The organism is Leptobacterium meishanense (assembly GCF_037645805.1).
Taxonomy (GTDB): domain Bacteria; phylum Bacteroidota; class Bacteroidia; order Flavobacteriales; family Flavobacteriaceae; genus Leptobacterium_A; species Leptobacterium_A meishanense.
The window spans coordinates 92,634-110,447 of the sequence record NZ_JBBEXE010000009.1; the positions used below are offsets into that span (position 1 = coordinate 92,634).

At 34.4% G+C, this 17,814-nt stretch carries 16 protein-coding genes; 3 read left to right on the plus strand and 13 right to left on the minus strand.

Going from position 1 to position 17,814, the window contains the following annotated elements:
• Position 1: 1 nt before the first annotated feature.
• The 5 genes from WBG21_RS10295 to WBG21_RS10315 are packed head-to-tail and all read right to left on the minus strand — an operon-like array spanning position 2 to position 4,388.
• The gene (locus WBG21_RS10295) at positions 2 to 661 is read right to left on the minus strand and encodes an HAD family hydrolase (RefSeq protein WP_340077575.1); all 660 of its coding nucleotides are present in this window, start codon (positions 659 to 661) and stop codon (positions 2 to 4) included.
• Complete coding sequence (locus tag WBG21_RS10300) at positions 645 to 1,613, minus strand: ATP-grasp domain-containing protein (protein ID WP_340077577.1); 969 nt, start codon at positions 1,611 to 1,613, stop codon at positions 645 to 647. Before WBG21_RS10300 ends, WBG21_RS10295 begins: the two co-directional genes overlap by 17 nt.
• Complete coding sequence (locus WBG21_RS10305; RefSeq protein ID WP_340077579.1) at positions 1,610 to 2,629, minus strand: glycosyltransferase; 1,020 nt, start codon at positions 2,627 to 2,629, stop codon at positions 1,610 to 1,612. The genes WBG21_RS10300 and WBG21_RS10305 overlap by 4 nt, the downstream gene beginning before the upstream one ends.
• Positions 2,626 to 3,255, minus strand: coding sequence for a sugar transferase (locus WBG21_RS10310; protein ID WP_340077581.1), 630 nt, complete (start codon positions 3,253 to 3,255; stop codon positions 2,626 to 2,628). The genes WBG21_RS10305 and WBG21_RS10310 overlap by 4 nt, the downstream gene beginning before the upstream one ends.
• Positions 3,252 to 4,388, minus strand: a complete 1,137-nt coding sequence (locus WBG21_RS10315; protein WP_340077583.1) for a glycosyltransferase family 4 protein — start codon at positions 4,386 to 4,388, stop codon at positions 3,252 to 3,254. Before WBG21_RS10315 ends, WBG21_RS10310 begins: the two co-directional genes overlap by 4 nt.
• A 281-nt stretch (positions 4,389 to 4,669) precedes the next feature.
• Between WBG21_RS10315 and WBG21_RS10320 the strand changes: the two genes are divergently transcribed.
• Positions 4,670 to 5,704, plus strand: a complete 1,035-nt coding sequence (locus tag WBG21_RS10320) for a sugar-transfer associated ATP-grasp domain-containing protein (RefSeq protein ID WP_340077585.1) — start codon at positions 4,670 to 4,672, stop codon at positions 5,702 to 5,704.
• 4 nt (positions 5,705 to 5,708) lie between these two features.
• On the opposite strand, the gene WBG21_RS10325 is transcribed toward WBG21_RS10320, so the two are convergent.
• The 7 genes from WBG21_RS10325 to murJ are packed head-to-tail and all read right to left on the minus strand — an operon-like array spanning position 5,709 to position 12,946.
• Positions 5,709 to 6,617, minus strand: coding sequence for an ATP-grasp fold amidoligase family protein (locus tag WBG21_RS10325; protein WP_340077587.1), 909 nt, complete (start codon positions 6,615 to 6,617; stop codon positions 5,709 to 5,711).
• 11 nt (positions 6,618 to 6,628) lie between these two features.
• The gene (locus tag WBG21_RS10330; protein WP_340077589.1) at positions 6,629 to 7,741 is read right to left on the minus strand and encodes a glycosyltransferase; all 1,113 of its coding nucleotides are present in this window, start codon (positions 7,739 to 7,741) and stop codon (positions 6,629 to 6,631) included.
• On the minus strand, positions 7,735 to 8,799 hold the full coding sequence (locus WBG21_RS10335) for a glycosyltransferase (protein ID WP_340077591.1): 1,065 nt from the start codon (positions 8,797 to 8,799) through the stop codon (positions 7,735 to 7,737). Before WBG21_RS10335 ends, WBG21_RS10330 begins: the two co-directional genes overlap by 7 nt.
• Before the next feature lie 9 nt (positions 8,800 to 8,808).
• Positions 8,809 to 9,348, minus strand: coding sequence for an acyltransferase (locus tag WBG21_RS10340; protein ID WP_340077593.1), 540 nt, complete (start codon positions 9,346 to 9,348; stop codon positions 8,809 to 8,811).
• Complete coding sequence (locus tag WBG21_RS10345) at positions 9,320 to 10,546, minus strand: O-antigen ligase family protein (RefSeq protein ID WP_340077595.1); 1,227 nt, start codon at positions 10,544 to 10,546, stop codon at positions 9,320 to 9,322. Before WBG21_RS10345 ends, WBG21_RS10340 begins: the two co-directional genes overlap by 29 nt.
• Positions 10,543 to 11,619 (minus strand): glycosyltransferase family 4 protein, encoded by a 1,077-nt coding sequence (locus WBG21_RS10350; protein ID WP_340077597.1) that lies wholly within the window; start codon positions 11,617 to 11,619, stop codon positions 10,543 to 10,545. The genes WBG21_RS10345 and WBG21_RS10350 overlap by 4 nt, the downstream gene beginning before the upstream one ends.
• A complete protein-coding gene (gene murJ, locus WBG21_RS10355; protein WP_340077599.1) occupies positions 11,609 to 12,946 on the minus strand; it encodes a murein biosynthesis integral membrane protein MurJ in 1,338 nt (445 codons plus the stop codon). Before murJ ends, WBG21_RS10350 begins: the two co-directional genes overlap by 11 nt.
• 306 nt (positions 12,947 to 13,252) lie before the next feature.
• Between murJ and WBG21_RS10360 the strand changes: the two genes are divergently transcribed.
• Positions 13,253 to 14,521, plus strand: a complete 1,269-nt coding sequence (locus WBG21_RS10360) for a right-handed parallel beta-helix repeat-containing protein (RefSeq protein WP_340077601.1) — start codon at positions 13,253 to 13,255, stop codon at positions 14,519 to 14,521.
• Between the two features lie 359 nt (positions 14,522 to 14,880).
• The gene (locus WBG21_RS10365) at positions 14,881 to 16,284 is read left to right on the plus strand and encodes a right-handed parallel beta-helix repeat-containing protein (RefSeq protein WP_340077603.1); all 1,404 of its coding nucleotides are present in this window, start codon (positions 14,881 to 14,883) and stop codon (positions 16,282 to 16,284) included.
• Positions 16,285 to 16,333: 49 nt separating this feature from the next.
• Here the strand turns inward: WBG21_RS10365 and WBG21_RS10370 are convergent, their stop codons facing one another.
• Positions 16,334 to 17,368, minus strand: coding sequence for an NAD-dependent epimerase (locus WBG21_RS10370; protein ID WP_340077605.1), 1,035 nt, complete (start codon positions 17,366 to 17,368; stop codon positions 16,334 to 16,336).
• Positions 17,369 to 17,814: the final 446 nt, after the last annotated feature.

Consider the following 17,814-nt stretch of genomic DNA (forward strand, 5'->3'; position numbering starts at 1 on the left):
TTCAAATGATTCTTAATGCTTCATATGAGTGAATCAAATTCTGGGGCATGAACTCAGGATTATTTGAATAAATATGAATATTGTTATGGATATTTAGCCCATTATCAATCAACCCAATGGTTTCCCATCCCAACGTATTTGGTGTAACAAAATCTTTTGAAGGATTGTCTGCTATATAGTAATAATTTTTTCGGTTATACTTTTCTTCTATCAGGTTAAAATTGTGTTTATGAGGTTTCGTATAACCTGTTTCTTCTGAAATAAGAATGGTATCAATATAAGGCATAAGGCCTAGCGCGTTTAATTTATTCCGTTGAGCAAGGCTTCTCCCATCTGTAATGATACCTACAACACCTTTTTTGTGATTTATAGTCTGAAAAACAGACAGAACATTATCAAAAGGAACAACAGAAGGTTTATGTGATCGGTAGCAATGAATGAGTTCCTCTTTAGTAATAGCATAGTGTTTTGAAACCATGTCGAAAGCATCACTACCTGAACGATGTAAAGAAAACATATATGCATATAACACATCAGGTTGATTAGTGTCAAGCTGCATAGCGATAGCTTTAAAAGCAGATTTTAAAAAATCGATTTCATTATACAATGTATCATCCAGATCAAAACAAACAACGGTATGTGTATCAACCTTTATATCCATGAACTAAAATTTCATCGTCATAGCGAAGCATTAATAAATCACTTTCCCAACAATCAAATTGAGGGGATATCACTTTTTTTAACAGATATTCTTCAATAATCCACTTTGGAAAATTAGCACCGGCCAAATAGGATAGCGGGAAGCCGCCACCAAATCGTGGATTTATTTCAATTCCAATAATTTGATTTTCTTTTCTGTGTTTAAAAAACTGTGCAGTAAAACAACCTACTGCCCCTTTTACATTCCCTAATCGCTCTTTGATGTAGGGAACAAGTTCGTTATTCACCGTTTTCCCCTTATTGACTTCTCCATCACGTACCTCGATCCGTTTTCGGGGCACTACACATTTTAAAAAATGATCCTTCCCATAGTACAGATCGCACGTATATTCATCATAATCATCTGGGTCTAAATATGTTAAGAACATCAATTTTTCATTCTTAAAATGATAATCGGTTAAGTCATTAGGATTTTTTATGATATATGTATCTTGGCTTCTACTGCCATCAGTCGGTTTTATAAATAATGGTAATTGATAATCATCTTTTGAAAATTCTCTTGCTACATCTATATGATGTTGTGCAAAAAAAGAATGGATTTTTCGTTTATCCCTACATTTTTCTATAATTTCTAAGGCGGCAATAAGTGGTGTTACTCCCTGCTCTTTCATAAACATTGTATTTTTTGCCAATAGGAGCAGTTCAGTGTCAATGGTGGGGATAACAAGTGTTATCTCATTAAATTTACAAAGGTTAATTAGTTCAGCAATATATGATGGGTGATCCAACCTTGGAACTTTTAGTGATGCATCTGCTATATGACATGCTGCCGCTAATTCAGGATTGGCATCTGCTGCAAACACCTTAGCACTGGGCATTATTTTTTTTAGCTCTTTTTGAAAGCTCCGAACGAGTGAAACTCTTTTTCCTGCGGATGTAATTAAAATATTCATTTGACGATAGTATAAAAAAACCGGAAAAAATGGATAAAAGGTACCATGAATCGCTTCTGATTAAAGATTAAAGTCAATAAGCTGTATCTTAACCCTTTATAGTCACTACCGGGGAAATGATTCAAAGGATAAACATTTATTTTTTCAAAACCCTTCAACATCTCAGGAACCCTATTTACAGGAATATCAGACTTCATTAACCGGACCATAAGAAAAAAAACGAACGATTGCTGACGTATCTGTAAGCGTTTTTTACAGTCATCACTATCAGTTCCTTGAGAAGGAATTGTTTTTATGAGATCATTAAATACATAAGCCGCATTTTCATTATCATAGATAACTTTTTTGTAATGTTCCGGAGTCTTATTCTTCATTGCCGAAGTGGGAATAACCCGGTGACGGTACACATCTATAAAAACATGCGCCATCCGTTTTGCTTTTAAAAACAATTGAGCAGTAAGTATGGCATCTTCCATCCACCTACCTTCAATAAAACGATAACCGGTTTGTAACAAGAAGTCCCTTTTTATAATATACCACCATATTTCACTTTTGTACTTGTAATTAGCTATGTAGCTAACTCCACTCATAATATTAGGCTTCTTATCAGAAAAATATTCGGGTTTATTTTGTCCATTATCTGATGCGCTCACATTTTTTACATCAAAAGTTAAAATATCTAATTGATGTTTTTTAGCAATGCGTATAAGTGGTTGTAAGCTATTCTCAGCTAAGTAATCGTCAGGATCTACAAAATAGACATACTCTCCTTTTGCTAAGTCTAATCCTGAGTTTCTTGCTGCACCCACACCATTGTTCTCTTTGTCATGTATAACAATATTGGTATGCTTTTGTGCATACGTTGTAGCAAGGGCTAAGCTATTATCTTTTGATCCATCATTTACTATAATAACCTCGTATTCCTTTTCGGGCATGTTCTGGTTTATTAAGCTATCCAGGCATATACCAAGGTATTTTTCCATGTTGTAGACAGGAACGATAATACTTAGTTTCATATAATATTTTTTTGTGAAGGAGTTCCTTGAAATTTTTCCATAGTAGCATGTGTGTTTGATGAAATACCTTCTGAACGAATTACCTTCATAAAAGTCAACCAGATGATTTTGCAGTCCAATAAAAATGAAAGATGATCAACATACCATACATCTAACTCGAACTTTCGCTCCCAGCTAATAGCATTTCTGCCATTTACTTGTGCCCATCCGGTAATTCCGGGTTTAACTTCATGGCGTCGTCTCTGTATCTCATTGTATAGAGGTAAATATGAAATTAATAGTGGTCTTGGGCCAATGAGACTCATATCCCCCTTGAGTATGTTAATAAGTTGTGGAAGCTCATCGATAGATAATTTTCGTACTATTTTTCCTATTGCCGTTAACCGTTCAGCATCAGAAAGCAGTATTCCGTTTAAATCTTTTTTATCGCTCATGGTTTTAAATTTGACAATTTTGAATCTAGCTTCGTTTTTTCCGGGTCTTAGTTGATAAAAAAATGGTTTTCCATGATTGGCTAGCGCTAACAATAAGGTTGTTATGATAAAGATAGGGGAGAGCACTAGCAGGCTTATGGTTGCTATAACAATATCTAATATTCTTTTAATATATTTTTTGTAAAAGTTCATATATGAGAATTGATAATTGTTATTAGTTGTTGATTGATTTTATTAACATCGAATTTTTGTTCAGCAATTTCTCTGCTTTTTTGCCCCATTTTTTGGATGCTTTCCGGGTTTTTGACAAAAAACTCCATAGCATTTATTAATGCTTCAAGGTCTTTTGGCGGAATTAAAATCCCATTTTCCATATTTTCTACAGTTTCCTTGCATCCCGGAGTCAAAGTAGTAATAACAGGCATGCCTACTGATAGGGCTTCCAAAATAGACCGGGGAATTCCTTCCCGATAATATGTTGGCAAAACAAAAACATCGGAATTGGAAAGAAAATCAACAACATTTGGTTGGGCACCATGATATACAATAATACCTTCTTGGGTTAAACGGTTTAAGTTATCAATTAAAGTTCCCGAAGAATTATTTTTCGGAGGGCTTCCTACAATGTGAAAAATGGTTTCGGGAAATTTTTTTATTAATGTTTTTGCAGCTTCTAAATACAATCCCGTCCCTTTTTCTTCAATGAGCCGGGCTATGATAATAAAAGAAACAGGCCCACAATGCTTTTTATATGTTCGATATTTGAACCGGTTAAGGTTAACACCAGAGCCATTTACAATATAGAAAGGCTGCTGTTTTGAAACAATCCGTTTTTTAACGAATAACAAATAATCATCTTCATTCTGAAAAACAACCGCTTTGTTGTTACGCAAGGCCAATTGGTATAGTAACCGGGTAATATTTTGTAGAAGCTTTGCTCTTGTTGAAACACCACTAAATGTATAGCCCAAACCTGTTATCAATGAGATAGCAGGCTTCTTAGAAAGGTGAGCAGCTATAGAACCATAAACTACCGGTTTTATGGTATATGGAAAAACAACGTCTATAGCATATTTTTCAATAATCTTTTTGATTACCAGGATACTTTTTAGATCTGCAAAAGGGTTAAGACCGGTCCTTGATAATGGTACAAGTATGGAGTGTGCTTTCAGGAGTGATAGTTGATGAATGGTTTCTTTGTCAAAATCGGGGGCAGCACAAAAAACCTCAAAATCATTTGTAACTAAACTACAAATAAAATCGCCTCTGAAATTCAATAAAGAACCAGCTAATGAGCTTATTAGCATTATTCTCTTTTTGCTCATGGATGGTGGGTAGGTTGTTTATTTGAAAAATAGTTTGAATGATGTGTTTTATTACATCTTAAATTTAACAAACCAAATCCTTCTTTTTCTACTTCAAATATAGAAATATATTAAAGACTTTTTTTTTAAATAACTGATTTACAGATGTATTTCATCGATAAAATCAACATTTTTGTCGAATATAATAAACCGTTTATCGAATACCGTGACATACCTCTATAAGGTTTAGTAATTTTCGGGTTTATTAAATATCAAAACTTTTAATTTACAGTTATTTACATATGGGGTTTTTATGTAAAGTTCAAGCTTTTTTTACCAATACATCGGCATTCATAAAACGTTTCCCATGGATAGGGGCCCAAACATCTGAAAATCTCCGAAAGGTTAAAAACTGTTTTTCCTTTAGTAAGGAGCATATAATAGAGGCGAAAAAGTATTATATGAAAAACAGTTTTAAGGTAAATGAAGGGAACTGGAACCCTTTTTATGATGATATTATGGTAAATTTTCCAAAAGAATATTTACCAAAGGATCTATTCCGTCCTACGCTTGAATATGTATTAAATAAAATTGAGGCCTATCCGAACTTAACAGATAAAAATCTATTGAGCAAGCATTTTATAGGCATAAAGCAACCCGAAACCCCTGTGAAAAATATTCAGGGAACGTATTTTCACAACGATAAACGAATTTCAAAAAAGCAAGCTTTAGAGCTTTGTAGGAAATACGACCGTCTTGTTATAAAACCCTCCATAGGCTCTGGGATAGGGGAACGCATTGTGCTATTTTCGGTTGAAGGGGATTTAACAGATTATAAAGGGATGGCACTATGTGAATTATTTGAATCGTATGAAAAGGATTTTCTTGTTCAGGAAGTTATTGAACAGCACAAGCTGTTACGATTGATGAACCCTTCTTCATTGAACGTATTGCGCATTGTAACAGATCTCAGAGAGAAGGAGCCAGTCATACTATCTGCTTCTGTCCGAATGGGCAGACAAGGAGATATTGTTTCCGGGGGACTCTATTGTGGTATTAAACCAAATGGACAACTAAATGATTTTGGATATGATGATATGTTTGAAAAAGTAACAGAAACAGATGAAGGAATAGCGTTTAATGCTGTAAAGCTTTCATTTTTCAGAAAAGTAAAAGATGCAGTTAATAAGCTACATCCGCAGATGCCATACTTTAAAATGATCTCATGGGATTTGGCAGTAGATAAAGATGAAGAAGTAATACTGATTAATTATAGTATTATTGGACAAGAAGTTAAAGAATATCAAATTGCCAATAGGCCACTGTACAGTGCCTAAAAGACTATTTCTCTATAGGAAGCTCTAATAAATCACCCAATTTCCTGTCCCATTCTATTGGCTTAAAAGACCCGTTCCCAGATTCAGAGTGAAATGTTAACTCTCCAAAATAAATAGCTTCTTTTACATAATAAAGATCAACCCGTACATAAATAAAATCGGTCGCTAATTTTTCTGCAATCCCTCGCATTTCTTCAAAAACATCAGGTTTTTTAACAGGAACTCCGTTTTTGTACTTCCATTCACAATCAATGAAGTTCCATTCAGCGTCATAAAGGTTTCGCTTATGATCGGTTTGCCGGTCAATATCTACTTGAGTAAAGGTTAATTTACCATTAAAGCAATGTAATTTGTAATCGGAAGGGATACTTCCATGTTCATCCATCAAGAGTTTTTCAACCAAAATGCGAGGGGCTATATTTCGGTATTGCCATTCCCCTTTTCCGGTATCATAATTCTGTTTTAGATGTCTTTTCAGTTTCTTATGGATTGTTTTCCAATCCATAGTATTTTTATCCCGTACAAAAATCCCTCCAGAACTGTCATGATTTGTTTTAATTATAACGGGGTAGTTTGGTAAGTTTTGAGGGATGATGTCATCTGGATTTTTTGTATGAAAAATAAGCGGGATGAGGTATTGTTCCCCAATTTTTTCTTTAATATGTGATCGTACGGTATATTTGTCCGCACAAATAGTATGCAGTGGTGTACGATCGTATAACTTTAACCATTGTATTTTTTCATTTAATGTTTTTGGGCTTTTTAAATTAAGGGGATAACCTAACAACCTCTTAAATCGCTGTTGTAAGCGCACTTTTTCCGGAATTACGAAGTTTCTTAAATTGAGTATGGGTTGAATGAGATAGGTTCCAATACGTGTTTGATAGTATATTTTTGTTAGAAATCCTCGCATTGCTTCTTTCTTTATAAGTTGTGTAACATATTCTTTATATAAGATGGCACGGTTCTCTTTTCCAAATAAGCATCAAATAATGCCCTATTTTGAGTAGTATCATCATTAAAGCATTGTTTAATAGTATTAGCTAGGCTAGCTACATTTTCAATTTCACAAGTGTAGATGCCTTTAATCTGATCAATATCACCGGCACTTAATGTACTAACCACTTTTGTATTCTGCGACATCATCTGTAATAATACGTTAGGAAACCCTTCAATACGTGATGAGAGTACACATAATGCCGCATTTTTGAAGTAAGGGTACACATTTTCCACAAACCCCACTAGTGTTATCCGGTCATGTAACCTCATACGTTCAATTTGTGATGTAAGTTTTTGTCGTTCTGGGCCCTCTCCAAGTATGATGAGTTGTAGCTCAGGAAAATCTTTCCGGAGTTTGCCAAAGGCTGTTATCAGTATGTCAAACCCTTTTGCAGGGACAAGCCTTCCGGCAGCTACAATAAATGGAGTATTGTTATGAAGCGTAATCGAAATGGGTTTTTTTGACTTTTCAGCAATTAGGCCTAGATTAACAGGATTGTGAAGAACAACAATTTTTGCATTTTTTTCCAATTTTGGAATAACTGAAAGCAACTGATCTTTCATGTAAGCAGTTTGGCAGATAATAAGATCAACACCTTTATATCCTAATTTATAAGCAGTAGTGTAAAGCCTTAGTTTTTTACCTTTAAGAAGTTTAAAAATAGAGTTGGATTCCCTAACGATTACTTTTGTATTTGGTATGAGACCTATACGTTTATAACATCCTAATAAGCCATTTATGAGTGTTTGGGAAGTAAATGTATAATCTAGCTGATGTGTGACAAATAACCGAAATAAGACTAGTACTAAAAATAAATACCCTAAAATCACTGAAGAAAAAGGTAAATAGGTAATCTGACAGTTTTTTTCGAGCTTATCCCAACCCTTGTATTTTTTGCGTGTAAGGATAATGATCTTACATTTTTCATTTTTACTAGAGAGGTGTTCTGCAATATTAAAAAGAAATTGTTCAGCCCCACCACCAAGTCCGTCAGTGGGAAGTACAAACAACCAGTCTATATGTTTCCTTTTCAACATGTTAATTGATTAAACAGGGCTTCATATTTTTTAAGAATACTATTTTTATGATATCTTGAAGTAACCGATTCACTTACTTTTCTGGGGTCCCAATGAAAATCTTTAGTTTTATTTAGCAGGGCTATAAACTCTTCTTCGGTATTCACAATATATCCGTTAACCCCATTCTCAATAATTTCATTAATCCCTCCGGGAGCATTGAAGGCAATAACAGGAGTGCCTACTGCACAACTCTCTATAAGTGCGTTTGGAAACCCTTCTACATATGAACCTTGAAGGAACACATCGCTTAGTTCCAGACACTCTTCTACTTTCTTTGTAAAAGGAATGTGTATTACATTATCTTCTAGGCCTAAAAATTCAATTTGCCTAAAAATAGCATTCATCTCTTTTCCATTACCAACAATGATATATTGGAAGGGATATTCCAATTTTGCTAATAGTTTTAAAAGACGCTTATACCCCTTTTGTTTTACTACCCTGCCCACCGTAATGTACCGTATGGGGTTGTTCTTTTTGGCCGCTTTCACATTAATTTCTTTTGTAATAGGGTTGTTTATAATGACAAGTTTTTTTTCTGGAAAATGATAATTTTTTATCAAATCTTTTTTCATATCGTTCGATTGACAAATGATAGCATCTAATGTATAGCGCTGTATTATAGAAAGGTCAAACCATTTTTTTCTATGATCCTGATATGGAATCATTGCAGACCGGACGATAGTTTCACGTGCTACAAACTTTATCCTTGGGAAAAATACAGCAAGGATGGCCATGACAGTATTTAAATGTCCAATTGCGCTTACAACTAAATCAATTTTGTGGAATAACAGGTACTTGAACAATGCTGGAATGGCTGAGCGTACTTTATTCTTATTCAAGAAAACAACCGGGATTTTAGTTACCCTATAAGAAGCATTTTCTTCCGAGCCGATAACAAGCAGTGTCGTTTCAAAGAACTCTTTGTTTAAGTTTTCTGCAATAAAAGACATAATACGTTCTGCGCCTCCTGCTCGAAGAGAAGGAATTATAAAAACTATTTTCTTCTTTTTTTTCATGAAGATCTTTTATTGTTTCATATAAGATTTAAAAGTACTATCAACAACTTCATTGACACGCTCCCGATAACTCTTTGAAAAATCAATATCAGCATTAGCAACATAGTTCTTCAGTACCCGTTCTTTATAGCTGTTATAATCACCAATTATTTTAGCAGGATTGCCTCCTACGATAACTCCACTGGGGATCGACTTAACTACAACACTTCCTGCTGCTACAATAACATTATCATCAATTTTTACGCCGGGCATAATAATACTCTTAACTCCGATGAAAACATTATTGCCTATAACAATGCGACGGTATATCTGCCTCCTTCCTTTTTTATCACTGAACAACCATGATGAACCATCATGTGTTATTAACCGGACCCCAGAAGTGATGGTTACCTTATTTCCAATTGAAATTAGCCATGGCTCAGATCCTAAAGTAGTAGTTAGAATGCGACAATCATTGCCTACAGAAACTCCTTTCAGTCGTGCATATGCAACTCCCGACATGGAAAAACGACGGTAATAATCAATAAACAGTTTTAATATTCTTCTCATAACTAGGGTGTTTATATACTTTGACATCAGATTTATATCGGCTTTCTAACCCATAAGCTATATATGCAAATAAAGCCATTAAGTACCCTTGATTGATAATACTCTGTAAGCTTAACATGAATATGCATAGAACAAAGATTACAGGTAATAAAAAGAAGCGGGTTTCAGGAGGGGCTACTATTGCTTTTCGGAAATGTTGAAATAGCAGAAAAAGAAAAAGTAAGAAAGTTATGATCCCGGCATCTGCCCAAACCCCAAAAATAGTATTATGCCCTCGTATCATTGTCGAAAAATTAATACCATTGCCTATAAAAGGGTTTTCATAGATAAAGCTTATCATATTATTGAACAAGATATCCCTGTCTGAAAACTCCACCTTTTCAGTATTGAAACTAAGCAGGTTGACAATGTTTTCGATCCGGCTTTTCTGGACCGGCGTTAAGCTTTCGCTGTTCAAGGCAGTAGTGATCCCTGTGTACAATAAAACAGGCACTATTATTACGATAAGTAAGATTCTTTTTAGATTAAAGAGCTTGTAAAATAAAAAACCTATTACGACAAACAATACAACAAATCCGGTTTTAGAAAATGTAAGGAATAAGGCATATGCAGCAATACCCAACCCTATTAGCTTAAGAAGGCGCAATATTCTTTTTTTAGGATTGAAAATTTTATATATAAAAATGAATGACAATAGGCAAACAACAGCAGCATTATTAGCATCTCCATAAACACCACCGGCTCTATCTAGGGTATATGCGTAAATACCATCATGATCTAATGAAAAATTATAGCGTTGCATAACAATAAGCAAGCAACAAGCAATGAAGAAAGTAATGGCCATTACCTTTTGGAAAAAAGCACGATAATTGTCCATATTTAAAAACACTGCAAAACTGAAAAAGTAGATAACAGGGATCAGTGTTTTTATAATAGGGGCCGGTGTTTGGTGAATAGCATTTGCTATAAGCCCGAAGACATAATAACATCCAAAAAACCATACCCATAATTTTATTAGAGGAGGAAAAGAGCGTTTTTGTTTAATAAAAAAACCGATCCCTATAAGTAATAATGCTACATTTAAATAAGCAATTGCCTGCCCTATGGAAACAGAAACAAACTTAGTGACAAAAGCCTGTATGTTTAGTGCATTTAAAACAAAAGGGATTAGTAAGAATAATATACCTAGATGTTTCATTTGGTCAATATATTTTTAAAAAGCATTTCCCATTTATTGCCTATGGTTTCCATGGAAAACCTTTCCAAACTACGGATAGCCCGTGTGCTTAAAGTTTCCCTTAGTGACGGGTCATTTATTAAATCGCGGAGCCCTTTTTGCATGGCTTCTTGATTTTGATCTTCGATTAATAAACCGTTTATGTTGTTATTAATGATGTCGGAAGGGCCCGTAACACAATCATAAGCAATACATGCCATTCCCTGCGACATAGCTTCCAGCAACACCATGGGAAGTCCTTCAAAACGGGAGGGTAGTATAAAAATCTCAGACTTTTGCATTAGTGCACTTACATTTTTTTGAAACCCTGCAAAATGAACCTGATTTTGAACCCTATTACTATCTGCTAATTCCTTCAGGTAAGCCAATCCGTTTTTCCCTCCGCCTACTATATTTAGGTGCCATTCCGGATGCTCTTTCAATATAGGGGCAATTAATATTATTAAGTTGTCAAACCCTTTATGGTGGTACCGATCTAAATTGCCTACAGCCAGAATGACTTTTTCACGTGTTTTTGGGCTGTCTTTCAAAGGTTTGAAAGTACAAGGGTTGGGCATTACAACTACTTTAGCACCTTTCTTTTGATAGAAATCAATATCATAAGAGGTTAACACTGTAATGTAATGCGCCAAAGGGTAAATATAATCTCTGGCAAAACGAGTTAAGAAAACAGGAACTTTTGCTTGTAGGTGGTTGTTATGTTCAGAAGCAATTACTTTTATACCGTAGAACCTGCAAGTAACAATGGCCATCATACTAGCGTGCGTAATAAAGGAAATAGCTACCTTAGGCCGGTTTCTCTTTTTGTAATAATGTCGTATGAGATTAATAAAACTTCTTATAGTGTGGTTTTTAATCTTGCCCCCATGTAGTTTAGCCCGCTTTACATTTTCATTTAATTCATATGCCTCTCCATCATTAAAAGTAACGATGGTAACATCATTCCCTTTTAAAGCAAAATGATTGGCCAGTAGTGCCATTACTCGTTCGGCCCCACCACCACCCAATGAACTTATGATAAAATCAATTTTCATTTAAATGCAATTTATATTGTCTGTAAGTAAAGCCGAAATAGATAAAACTACTTATTATATACACGCAAGTGGTACTTAAAACCAACCCATAAACCCCCCATTTTTTGACTAGAATAATGTTTAGGATTAGGTTCATTATAAGATTGAAAAAAGAAGTCCATGCCATAAAAGCATTTTTGTTAATGCTGGTAAGGAATTTCACGGTAACAAGCGTACATAAATAGAAAGGCACATATACAAATGCAATCTTTTGAATTGTGCCTACAACAATAGTATTATCAGCTGTAAAAGCTTTTCTTTCAAATAAGAATGCTATAATTTCATTAGAAAAAAAGAAAGCAATAACCATTAATAGCAAGCTTCCTATAAAAATCATTTTTAAAATATTGAAAAGTTGTACGTAGGCTTTTCTTAGATCTTTATTAATGAGCCTTGAGAAATGAGGAAGGAGTACATTTCCCAAAGCTAATATTAAAATACCAACAGCAAAGGCCGGTATTTTGACACCGTAATTAATGGCTGCTATTGACCCCACTACCAATTGCGCAGCAAAAAACTGATCTACAAAAGGATTCACCCCTGTTAAAAAGCCGGAAATAATTTTAGGGGGTAATTGCTTTATCATCATCCGCATATTACCATTCATCCGGATTTTCCCTAGGTATATTTTTTTATATCGAACAGCCATTAGAAGGAGGTAGGCAAACCCTAAAACACTGCCACTTAACATGCCGACTACTAAGACAACTTTTCCTAATACATCCCTTAAAAAAAACAGACAAAAAATAGTGGCAATAGCCATAAAGACAGGTGCTATGGTAGCAACGAAAAATTTGTTGTCAATTTCCAACAACCCTTCCAGTAAAGTAGAAGCCCCCCAAAAATAAAGACAAGGTAATGCAAAGTATAACTGTATTCTCACTAGCTGATAAAAAGCTTCTGAATGGCCAGGGAATACAAATTCCAAAAAATAAACAGCAAATATTAAAGAGAGGATAATAAGTACTGATACAATGATAATTATGATGCTAAACCCCAATGTTTGAAACCCTCCTCGCTGTTTGGTTGTATGAAGCTCTGTGATGTAATTGGGGATAAAAAGGTTTTTTAATGCCCCTACGAATACATTTTGTACAAAAGAAGGGATTAGAATAGCAATATAGAAGGTGTCTAATAATTCAGAAAGACCAAATGTACTGGCTATTACCGTTTCTTTATAAAAAGAAATAACCTTCACAGCCAATGTAACAATACCAACGAGTAACATATTTGCCACAATGGGCTGGCGAATAATATTTAGGATGCTATCAAAACGTGTCCGAGGCATATAAAAACAGGTGCTTAAAGTGGTCTTTAGACTTTTTTTTACTATTATTAACGCTAACTGTTTTTTCAAACTGAGAGGTTTTTTTATGATTTAAGCAATTAAGGTTTATGGAGTATTTTGTGCACGATTTTTAGCTTGTTTTTCAGTCCAAACCCTTAGCAAAGATGAAAATTTACCTTCTTAAGGATGGGTTTCTCACCATAAGCAGGTGATAATATCGTTGAAATTCACATTATACAGAGAAATAAGCATATTACTAAGCATAAAAAGTATTTTTAATGGTTTAAAAGGTTATAATAGATAGTCATGAAGATACTTGTTACCGTAATATTATTGCTTGGAGGGATTTGTAGTATTGCTGCTCAAAAGGTAAAAGCATCTGTTTATGGATACAATCCCCAAGACGCTACAGCAGCATTTCAGCAAGCTGTTCAATCAGAAGCTGATACTATCATTATTGATAAACAGTTTTCTGATTGGCATATAAGACCCACTGTATTTAGAAATCTTAGCAATAAAACAATCCTTTTTGAAAAAGGAGTTACACTACGAGCTAAAAAAGGAGCCTTTACAAATGAATCAGATAGGCTCCTTGAGTTTATTAATGCTGAGAATGTAAAAATCATAGGCAATGGAGCTTTGTTTATAATGGATAAGGACGAGTATATAACAGGAGAATGGCGACATAGTATAAGCCTCCGAAAATGTAGGAATATTTATATCGAAAAACTGACTATAGCAAATAGCGGGGGAGATGGTATTTATATTGCTGGATTAGAAAAAGGAAGCTACAGCGAAAATATTACTATCAATGCTGTTACAGCAATGAACAATAAAAGGCAGGGAATAAGTATTATAAGCGGTAAAAACATATACATTAGTCAGAGTGTTTTTAAAAATACGAAAGGAACTCTTCCCGGGGCCGGGGTAGATATAGAACCCAACCATAATCAAGACAAGATAATAAATATTCGTTTTGAAAATTGTTCTTTTATAGATAATGATCATGCAGGGATTTTATTGGCCCTAAACAAGATGGATCATACCTCTGAACCTGTAAGTGTTTATTTTTCAAATTGTTATTTAAAGAATAATCATAACCCTGAAAACCGATATGCAGCCAGTGAAATTATTGTTGGAGCTAGTCCTTTAAACCCTGTAAAAGGAGAGGTGATTTTTAATAATTGTTTGATAGATGGGAGTAAATGGGGAATGTTATATAGCAGAAAAACTAGAGATGCCTATCATGTAACTTTTAAAGATTGTGCTGCTATAAACATATCTCAGGATAATACTTGGCCCCCCATATATTTAGAAGTTCCTGATTATAATAAAGAAACAGGAGCTTTGGGAGGATTTACTTTTCAGAACGTAATGCTTGCGTATAAAACAGCACTTCCATTTTTTCAAGTAAGGGGTTCAAAAAAAGAAACACTTAAAGAAGTGGCAGGGATATATGGTGATATTACTGTTATAAACCCATGGCAGGGAGGTATTAAATATTTAAACTACAATCCGGAAAATAATAGACAAGTGCGTATTACTTATACCATAATTACAGATAAGGACTATTGATCCATTATTTGTAAATAATTTGAATTATATCATTTTTTGAAGACCCTTACATAGATTCTATCAATAGAAATAAACCCTTTAAGATTTATTCAAACCTTTTGAATGGATGGATGATAATGAAATAGGAATGTCTTACTCTTTTTTATCAAGATGTTAAAATTTTATTAATTTGAACAAGCAGTAATCTTTTTTGTTCATCTGTGCGTATATAAAAATAGTTGTATCTAAGCTTCGCAAAACCATATTTTATAATTTTTTTCAAGATCTATATACGATTTTGATAATTAATACGTTACAAATTGGAAAGAGACATATTAAGTTTATTAGTTACTGTTAATCATTAAACCCCAAATCGAATCATGAGAAAACAGATTACACTAGCAGTTATGCTACTGCTTATCCTTTCGTGTACCCGAGAGGAAGACGTTATCACAATAGTTGATGAAACCGCTGAAGAAGTCGTTGATAATGAAAACGACACTACGGAAGAAGAATCAACTGAAGAAGAACCCCCAACGGATGAAAATGGTGAAACCCCTCCGGAAGAAACTCCCCCACCAAGTGATGTGCAAGGTGTAAAAGCCTCCACTTTTGGTTATAATGAAACAGATGCTACCAGTGCATTTGTAGCAGCCCTTACTTCAGATAATGATACCATTGTTATTGACAAGCAAGCTTCCGATTGGATTATAAAACCAACACGGATTACGAACATAAGTAATAAATTCATCTTCTTTGAAGAAGGAGTTGTTTTAAAAGCAAAACGAGGAGCATTTCCGAATACAAATGATGCCCTATTACAATTTATCAATGGTCATAATATTACCATTATTGGTTATGGAGCCACTTTTGATATGAATAAAGATGAGTATACTAGTGGAGAATGGCGCCATACACTTAGTTTGAGAGGTAGTACAGACATTACTGTAAAAGGACTGACACTGCAAGATAGTGGAGGGGATGGAATATATGTGGCCGGATCTTCTCAAAAATCATACTCTGAGAATATAATTGTTGAAGACATTCAATCGATTAATCACAGACGTCAGGGAATGAGCATTATAAGTGTACAGAATATGTGGGTGAGAAACTCTCTGTTTACTGAAACTAAAGGTGCATTGCCTGAAGCAGGTGTTGATATAGAACCTAATAACCCCATTGATAGAGTTGTGAATGTTAATTTTTCTGATTGTTCATTTACTAATAATCATCACTCAGGGATATTGTTAGCGTTGTTTAATCTTGATGACACATCAGAGCCGGTAAGTATTTCATTCAAAGATTGTTTCTTGAGTATGAACCATGACGAATCAAATCGCTATGCTGCCAGTGAAATAGGGATTAGTGCACACGATACGCGCCCGGTAAAAGGAACAGTGACTTTTGACGGCATTGTAATAGACGGAAGTGAATGGGGAATGTTGTATAGTAGAAAAATTAAAGAAGCTTTTCACGTTACATTTAAAAATTCTGTTGCAAGGAATATTTCTTTGGCAGATACCCATCCACCAATTAATTTAGAAGTTCCCAGTTATGATTATGCGTCGGGCCCATTAGGAGGGTTTACTTTTGAGAATCTCAGGTTGGACTATGGGGCAAAAGAACCATTCTTTCAAGTTCGAGGACATAGTACGTTGCTCGGGGTAAGTGAAATCCATGGCGATATTATAGTGAATGGATCTAATGCAGAGCCACCTAATTACACAGGGTATGACCCTTCTAAAAATAAAAATGTAACATTTACCTATACGATTAACAGATAACTTAAATCCCTTCAATAAAAAAAGCAGCTTAACAAGCTGCTTTTTTTAATTATTTATTTTTATTGTAAAAACCTTTATACCAGTTCACAAATTCTTTAACCCCTTTTTTAATTGGAGTATTAGGCCTATATCCGTAGTCATCTATAAGCGCATCTACATCTGCCCAAGTACGTTCTACATCACCAGGTTGAATAGGCAACATTTCTTTTTTAGCTATTTTCCCTAAATTTTGTTCAATCGCATGTATGAAATCAAGGAGTTTGACAGATTTGTTGTTTCCAATATTATACAGTTTATATAAGTCGTTTGTTTCCTTACGATTATTAATAGGGCCTTCGATGATCCTAACAACTCCCTCTACAATATCATCAATATAGGTGAAGTCGCGCTCCATTTTCCCATAATTAAAAACTTTTATAGGTTTATTGTTTGCTATGGCATCTGTAAAAAGGAATAAGGCCATATCAGGCCGTCCCCAGGGACCATAAACCGTAAAGAAGCGTAAACCTGTAGTTGGAATACCAAATAAATGACTATACGTATGTGCCATCAATTCGTTACTCCGTTTGGTAGCTGCATACAAACTTATAGGGTGATTTACATTATGCTGTACCGAAAAAGGGATTTCCTCATTCAATCCATACACGCTAGAGCTACTTGCATATACAAGATGCTTTACATTATAATGCCTGCAGCATTCCAAAATATTTAAAAAACCGGAAATATTACTGTCAATATAAGTTTCCGGGTTTTCTAGACTGTAACGCACTCCTGCCTGGGCAGCAAGGTTACAGACAACCTCAAAAGATTCTTCTTTAAAAAGTTTTGGCAACTTTTCTCGATCTTCTAGGTGTAGCCTAATAAACTTAAATTTAGCTTGGCGCAGTTCACTTTCTGTAACTTTTCCATAAAGGGCTGCTTGTTTTTTATTTATACCCAGCTCAGCAAGACGGGCATATTTCAGGTTGACATCATAATAATCATTGATATTATCTAACCCTATAACATTATGACCTTTATCGATGAGCACTTTGGCTACATGAAACCCTATAAAACCTGCTGCTCCGGTAACAAGTATTTTCATCAAATATTCTTTTAAAAATCAAGTACAATTGAACAAAGATTAAAAAATAGTTTTAAAAACATTCAACTTTAGAGTATGATGTGTAAATAATGACGCTGAAAACCATATTTTTTCATTTTTACGATCAATCAACAATAAAAACAGATGAATGGGATAAATTTCTGACAGTAAAATACAATGTATAGTCGTTAACCGATTTTTATCAAGATTTTGGCGAAATAAACAATAACAATACATACAGCTCTTAAACAATTACTAAATTTACCCCATAAACCCGAAAGTATTAAATTGATTAATAGCACCTTATTAGTTTAATATTTTGAGGATTATGAAACACACCATCACAAAAAAGACCGACCTGTTTTCCAAGGAAGGTAATGAAAATCAGTTTATTTTTTTAGTGTAATGTAAGAACAGTCCTCTTCCTGCCCTTTCTCATAATGAAC

Excerpts from the sequence above, each read along its gene's own strand:
- WBG21_RS10340 (WP_340077593.1), bottom strand. The coding sequence starts at position 9,348 with ATGAGAAGAATATTAAAACTGTTTATTGATTATTACCGTCGTTTTTCC.
- WBG21_RS10330 (WP_340077589.1), bottom strand. The coding sequence starts at position 7,741 with ATGTTGAAAAGGAAACATATAGACTGGTTGTTTGTACTTCCCACTGAC.
- WBG21_RS10350 (WP_340077597.1), bottom strand. The coding sequence starts at position 11,619 with ATGAAAATTGATTTTATCATAAGTTCATTGGGTGGTGGTGGGGCCGAA.
- WBG21_RS10305 (WP_340077579.1), bottom strand. The coding sequence starts at position 2,629 with ATGAAACTAAGTATTATCGTTCCTGTCTACAACATGGAAAAATACCTT.
- WBG21_RS10370 (WP_340077605.1), bottom strand. The coding sequence starts at position 17,368 with ATGAAAATACTTGTTACCGGAGCAGCAGGTTTTATAGGGTTTCATGTA.
- WBG21_RS10335 (WP_340077591.1), bottom strand. The coding sequence starts at position 8,799 with ATGAAAAAAAAGAAGAAAATAGTTTTTATAATTCCTTCTCTTCGAGCA.
- WBG21_RS10345 (WP_340077595.1), bottom strand. The coding sequence starts at position 10,546 with ATGAAACATCTAGGTATATTATTCTTACTAATCCCTTTTGTTTTAAAT.
- WBG21_RS10325 (WP_340077587.1), bottom strand. The coding sequence starts at position 6,617 with ATGCGAGGATTTCTAACAAAAATATACTATCAAACACGTATTGGAACC.
- WBG21_RS10315 (WP_340077583.1), bottom strand. The coding sequence starts at position 4,388 with ATGAGCAAAAAGAGAATAATGCTAATAAGCTCATTAGCTGGTTCTTTA.
- WBG21_RS10295 (WP_340077575.1), bottom strand. The coding sequence starts at position 661 with ATGGATATAAAGGTTGATACACATACCGTTGTTTGTTTTGATCTGGAT.
- murJ (WP_340077599.1), bottom strand. The coding sequence starts at position 12,946 with ATGCCTCGGACACGTTTTGATAGCATCCTAAATATTATTCGCCAGCCC.
- WBG21_RS10310 (WP_340077581.1), bottom strand. The coding sequence starts at position 3,255 with ATGAACTTTTACAAAAAATATATTAAAAGAATATTAGATATTGTTATA.
- WBG21_RS10365 (WP_340077603.1), top strand. The coding sequence starts at position 14,881 with ATGAGAAAACAGATTACACTAGCAGTTATGCTACTGCTTATCCTTTCG.
- WBG21_RS10320 (WP_340077585.1), top strand. The coding sequence starts at position 4,670 with ATGGGGTTTTTATGTAAAGTTCAAGCTTTTTTTACCAATACATCGGCA.
- WBG21_RS10300 (WP_340077577.1), bottom strand. The coding sequence starts at position 1,613 with ATGAATATTTTAATTACATCCGCAGGAAAAAGAGTTTCACTCGTTCGG.
- WBG21_RS10360 (WP_340077601.1), top strand. The coding sequence starts at position 13,253 with ATGAAGATACTTGTTACCGTAATATTATTGCTTGGAGGGATTTGTAGT.